The organism is Parasphingomonas zepuensis, assembly GCF_036663735.1.
Classification (GTDB): Bacteria; Pseudomonadota; Alphaproteobacteria; order Sphingomonadales; family Sphingomonadaceae; genus Sphingomonas.
On record NZ_JAXOJO010000061.1, the window covers coordinates 1 to 1,150 of the forward strand.

Sequence of the window (1,150 nt, forward strand, 5' to 3'; positions counted from 1 at the left end):
GGCGCCGAGGCCACCGCGACCTTGAGCCCACAGCTGGCCAACGCTCCGATCGTCCAGAATGTCGGCACAAATGCGGGTATATGGGCAGTCGAAACGGCGCTTTTGGCGGGCATTGTCGCCGCCGTCCTGATCGCACCGCGCCGGATATTCCCGCGGTTTGCGCAACTGACGCACGCATCGGTGGGAGGGGCCTTGCTCGCCGCCCTCAATACGGCGTCCGAATATGGTTTCGGCGGTGTAATCTCTGCGCTCCCGGGCTTCCACGCCATCGGGGCCTTCCTGGCGAGGATCAGTGATCCGCTGACAAATATCGCAGTCATCACTAACGTGCTTTCGGGCGTAACAGGGTCCTCGTCGGGCGGCTTGAGCCTTACGCTGGGGGCTTTTTCCGAACAGTTCATTGCGATGGCCAAGGCCCATGATATCCCGCTGGAGGTCGTGCACCGCGTTGCCGCAATGGCCTCCGGGGGGATGGATACGCTTCCGCACAACGGCGTCATCGTGACTCTGCTTCTTGTTTGCGGCCTGTCTCACCGTGCCGCCTACGGTCCCATATTCGGGATGACGATCATAAAGACGCTCGCCGCGTTTTTCGTCGTCGCTCTGTACCACATTACCAAGCTCGTCTGATCGATCTTCGGCAACGATGGACAACGCCGCCCGTTCAATGCTGCTCGACCCGGCGATTGGATGCCGGGCCAACTGCCCTGAACCAGGCTTCAACGCAGGAAAAGAGGAAAATGATGTCGGTTGAACTGATCATGGAGCAAACGGGCGGGCCCGAAGTCCTGGAGCTTCGTCGGGTCGAAACGAAGGTGCCCGGTCGCGGTGAAGCGTGGATTGAACAGGAAGCGATCGGGGTCAATTTTCTCGACGTGACTCATCGGACCGGAGTTGTACCCGTGGCGCTACCAAGCGGCCTCGGGGTCGAAGGGGCGGGCCGTGTCATAGCCACCGGAGACGGGGTGACGAACGTGAACGTCGGCGACCGCGTCGCTTACGCGCTCGGCCCGCTCGGCAGTTATGCGTCCGCTCGCCTGATTCCTGCCGACCGGCTCGTTCGCCTGCCCGATAATCTGAGCTTCGACGATGCTGCGTCCATTATGCTCAAGGGTTTGACGGCGCATTATCTTCTGAAATCGACATTCGA

Annotated in this window: 1 protein-coding gene and 1 pseudogene; both read left to right on the forward strand. The window is 61.0% G+C overall.

What is annotated here, in order from left to right; genetic code table 11:
- Nucleotides 1-630 (forward strand): annotated as a pseudogene (locus U1769_RS25225) (GntP family permease); the annotation flags it as partial.
- Nucleotides 631-743: 113 nt separating this feature from the next.
- Nucleotides 744-1,150, forward strand: a 407-nt coding sequence (locus tag U1769_RS25230) for an alcohol dehydrogenase catalytic domain-containing protein (RefSeq protein WP_332720905.1), incomplete at its 3' end; no start/stop codon positions are given.